Genomic DNA, 3,599 nt, shown 5'->3' with positions numbered 1-3,599 from the left:
GCAAAGCAATTTTTGTATCAGATTGCGGAGAAAGCGACTGATTATCGGGAGGTAGTGATGACCATTGCAGAGCAGCTACGGCAAGAGGGCGAGAAACAAGGTATAGAAAAAGGTATCTTGAAAGGTCGTGAAGAAGGTATTCATCTTGGCGAACAAAGGGGCGAGAAACAGGCTTCGATGAAGATAGCGCGCCAAATGCTGGAAAGTGGCATGGACAGGCAATCTGTGATGAAATTTACGGGCTTGACTGATACTGAAATGACTAACCTGTTTAAAGATTAACCATGACAGAACGCAAGAAATTAACGCTCAATCGCCCAAGAAAGATTTCACCGGAAGAACAGACCTCAAGTAACCCCGTTTACGGTAAAAAGGTCTGGGTGAACGCTACGCCCAAAAAAAAGGTAAAAAAAGAGAAACCCCAAAAGGTAGCAAAACAGCAGCCCAAGAAACCGGTTGTTAAACCTAAACAGGAAGTGAAGGTTAAAATTCCAAAACTGTCCACACCGCCTAAAAAGCGATTACCGTTACATGAAGCAATTTCACAAATCCGCACTTTTTGGCCTTATCTTTTCCATGATGGCAAGTTGTGCCCAATGAAAATTGGTATACAGCAAGATATGTGGCTAGAGGTGAAGGAAAAGTCATTACCGATAGCGAGAAAGCGTTTGAGAGCCTGTTTAGGGAGTATAGGCTACCATACCAGTTATCGTTGGCTTATTCAGTTAGGCGCGTTTCGTTATGACAAAGAGGGTCAGATAGTTGGAGAGGTCACTCAAACGGATGTTGACGATAACCTGAAACGTTTAGCAAAGCGAAATAAATATAAATGAAAGAGTCTGAATTAATTGCTCATGCAGAAAATGCGACTCTGTGGAAAAAATATCCTAAATTAACAAATTGGGAAATCCGTTTTTTAAATAACGTCATTACTTCGTATCGGCAATGGAATAAGATATCTCCAAAACAAAAATCTGCTGCATTTAAAATCCTCCAAAGAGTGGGGAAAATAAATCACTGATTAGGTTAGGTAAAAATCAGAATATAAATTGTTGAATGTGTGAATACAATCAATGATGAAAAAACAAAATTGCTAGTCAATGCGATGCCAAAAGAAGACCGCTTATCAGCCATCAGAGCCAGTTTTTCTGGCGTGATGGTGTTGCACCTGTACCGCAATCTGATGAATTAAGAGTCAGACGCACATTGAAACCGCAGCCTATCGGCAATCTTTGCTTTGCGAACGGTAAGAAGCGGTGTGTCACCGCGCCTATGCCTTTTATTGTATTGCAGGATGAGCAGTTCCAGTACGGCCCGTTAGCGCTTTACCATACGGATCAGAGCCTCCAGCGTAGGAAAATAGATGATGAAAAAAACATTTTCAAATATCACTGCCGTCTCTCTTGTGGCTTTGTTGAGTGGTTGCGGAACGCTGCCAATCATCAACTCACTGAAAGAACGCGAGAAAGCTGCGTATGAGGCTGTGGTGAAAGAGCCGAATGACGAGAATATTAAACGCTACATGGAACTGGCAGATAAGATGCAGAAAAAGAATGCGGAAGAAGCCCAACGGGAAGCTGACAAAGCTACCAGAGAGAGCGACAAGGGCTTTATCGAATATTTCAAACAATACGCGAGGAACAAAGACCAATGAAAACCAATTTCGATATACATCACGCTATCGTTGAGGATATCAATAGAAACTTCAAACCGTCCTATAAGGAAAAAGACCAACAGCATTTTTTCGTACGCGCCCACGGGCAGGACAAAATCGGTGAAATTTTTAACGAGATCACACCAACGGACTACCTACGGATGCTTGAGAATCCCGTACCACTGCTGTTTGATACGGAAGGTGGTAATTACAAACTGATTAAATCATTTTCAAAATCAAGGGTTTCGATGGACTACATACCAAGTAACAAACAGTATTGCTTTGGGATTGGTCTTGAGTACCCGAAGAAACCCAACACGCTGATTTTGCTCCTGACGTTCGATCAGGAACCCGTTGGTGACTTGGCTGTCGCATGTTGTGAGTACATCAAAAAAAGCAAAAGATACTTATCAATACTGTTTGATGCTACGTTGATTCCCGATGAGGTGGGTGAACCAGAAGAACTCAATTCGTCTGCGCTTGTGTACCTGTACGGTTAAGGGGAGAAAATCGGTGGTAAGTTGAAAAAAATACCTTTTTCTTTGTGATATGGTGGACGCGCATAGTCCATTGGAGAGAGGAATAATGAGAAATAATACGCAAGCCACTGAAAATAAATTAAATAAAGACACTATCGTCGCCATGAACAAAGATACGGAAGCGACAGAAACGAAAGTAACGACTGACGAAACGACAATTATACCGCTTAAAAAATACGCATCCTCCCATAAAGAGAGCGTGAGCAATGCCAGCAGCATTTTCAATGTACCGCCTGACAGTCTGTATATCGAAGAAGGCTTTAATCTGCGTGATATTGATGAAGAACATGCTAGAAATTTCCTCAAATCATACCAATCTGGCGTGTATGTTCCGCCATTGTCGGTGAAAGTCATTCTTGTTGACGGTGAGCAACGCTTAAAAATCATTGACGGGCATCACCGTTACCTCGCACTCCAGATGGCAAAAGCGGCAGGGGTTGATATTGGGTTTGTCCCGGTTTCCGAGTTTATAGGGTCAGTACAGGACGAAGTGATTAACATGATCACGTCTGCCGAAGGGAAGCCACTCACGCCATTGGAAAAGGCGGAAGGGTTTTACCGCCTGATGAATTGGGGATGGAACAAAAAACAGATCAGCAAAAAAACAGGCAATACGTTGGTCACGATAGAACGCCTGTTACGCCTTTATCGCTGTGGAGATGCGAATATTACCCAACTAGTGAAATCGAACCTGATTACCGCAGATTTGGCGATAGAAATCATCGTGGAGTGTGAGGGTAACGGCAAAAATGCCTACGATGTGATGATGAAAGGTTTGCAGAAAGCTCAAGCGACGGGGAAATCCAAAATTACGCGCCGCAGCGTACCGTCCAAAAACAAAGTGCCTTTTACCAAAAAGGAATTGGTATCGTGCTTTTCATCCCTGAGTGCGATCCAAAACGAAGTTGAGAATGCGCTCAACAGCGTCGATGAGAAGGAAGAAAAGGTCAGTCTGATTGTGCCGAAAGATGTGCTTACCCTACTGAATGATGTGTTAACCAAGTGGGAACAATCGGCACGGGAGACAGAAGAAAAGGTGGAAGAAGTTGCGTTTGCTGTGCCAGCTGTCAACGATCACCGAAAACTGATCCACTTTTTATCTAAATCCGATCAATCAAAATTGATCCACTGTTTTACTCAGTTATTGCTCCTGAGCGCCGCTTATCTTTCAATCGGTAGCTTTCACCGCTTAATTGCAGTACATGCGAATGATGAAGTAAACGATCAAGCATAGCGGCAGTTAATGTTGCGTCATCAGCAAAAGCACTTGGCCATTGCCCAAATGATAGGTTACTCGTCAATATGACACTGCCATGCTCATAACGCTTGGCAATCACATTGAAAAACAGGTTTGCTTCTTCTCGCCCAAACGGCAGGTATCCAATCTCATCGATAATCAACAACTT

8 protein-coding genes and 1 pseudogene are annotated in these 3,599 nt (G+C 43.1%); 8 read left to right on the top strand and 1 reads right to left on the bottom strand.

Annotation, left to right across the window (positions count from 1 at the left end; translation table 11 throughout):
• From G468_RS24280 to G468_RS24000, 8 genes and pseudogenes are all read left to right on the top strand, one after another.
• Window positions 1–282 (top strand): annotated as a pseudogene (locus G468_RS24280) (ISNCY family transposase); the annotation flags it as partial.
• Between the two features lie 2 nt (window positions 283–284).
• The gene (locus tag G468_RS22650) at window positions 285–833 is read left to right on the top strand and encodes a ProQ/FINO family protein (RefSeq protein WP_051297173.1); all 549 of its coding nucleotides are present in this window, start codon (window positions 285–287) and stop codon (window positions 831–833) included.
• Window positions 830–1,021 (top strand): hypothetical protein, encoded by a 192-nt coding sequence (locus tag G468_RS0116550; RefSeq protein WP_026823982.1) that lies wholly within the window; start codon window positions 830–832, stop codon window positions 1,019–1,021. Before G468_RS22650 ends, G468_RS0116550 begins: the two co-directional genes overlap by 4 nt.
• Before the next feature lie 39 nt (window positions 1,022–1,060).
• On the top strand, window positions 1,061–1,192 hold the full coding sequence (locus tag G468_RS25145; protein WP_276324687.1) for a hypothetical protein: 132 nt from the start codon (window positions 1,061–1,063) through the stop codon (window positions 1,190–1,192).
• A gap of 14 nt (window positions 1,193–1,206) precedes the next feature.
• Entirely contained in the window at window positions 1,207–1,479 is a 273-nt protein-coding gene (locus G468_RS25510) for a hypothetical protein (protein WP_071846911.1), read from the top strand.
• On the top strand, window positions 1,364–1,654 hold the full coding sequence (locus tag G468_RS24005; protein ID WP_026823981.1) for an LptM family lipoprotein: 291 nt from the start codon (window positions 1,364–1,366) through the stop codon (window positions 1,652–1,654). The genes G468_RS25510 and G468_RS24005 overlap by 116 nt, the downstream gene beginning before the upstream one ends.
• Window positions 1,651–2,154: a hypothetical protein gene (locus tag G468_RS0116540; protein ID WP_026823980.1), complete on the top strand. Its 504-nt coding sequence runs from the start codon at window positions 1,651–1,653 to the stop codon at window positions 2,152–2,154. The genes G468_RS24005 and G468_RS0116540 overlap by 4 nt, the downstream gene beginning before the upstream one ends.
• An 85-nt stretch (window positions 2,155–2,239) precedes the next feature.
• Window positions 2,240–3,427: a ParB/RepB/Spo0J family partition protein gene (locus G468_RS24000; protein ID WP_051297172.1), complete on the top strand. Its 1,188-nt coding sequence runs from the start codon at window positions 2,240–2,242 to the stop codon at window positions 3,425–3,427.
• Here the strand turns inward: G468_RS24000 and G468_RS23210 are convergent.
• On the bottom strand, window positions 3,327–3,599 hold a 273-nt coding region (locus tag G468_RS23210; protein ID WP_162143441.1), incomplete at its 5' end, for an ATP-binding protein. The genes G468_RS24000 and G468_RS23210 overlap by 101 nt on opposite strands.

This window comes from Arsenophonus nasoniae DSM 15247, from assembly GCF_000429565.1.
Taxonomy (GTDB): Bacteria; Pseudomonadota; Gammaproteobacteria; order Enterobacterales; family Enterobacteriaceae; genus Arsenophonus; species Arsenophonus nasoniae.
The sequence above is the reverse complement of the archived record's forward strand: the minus strand, read 5'-3'. Positions and strand labels throughout refer to the sequence as shown.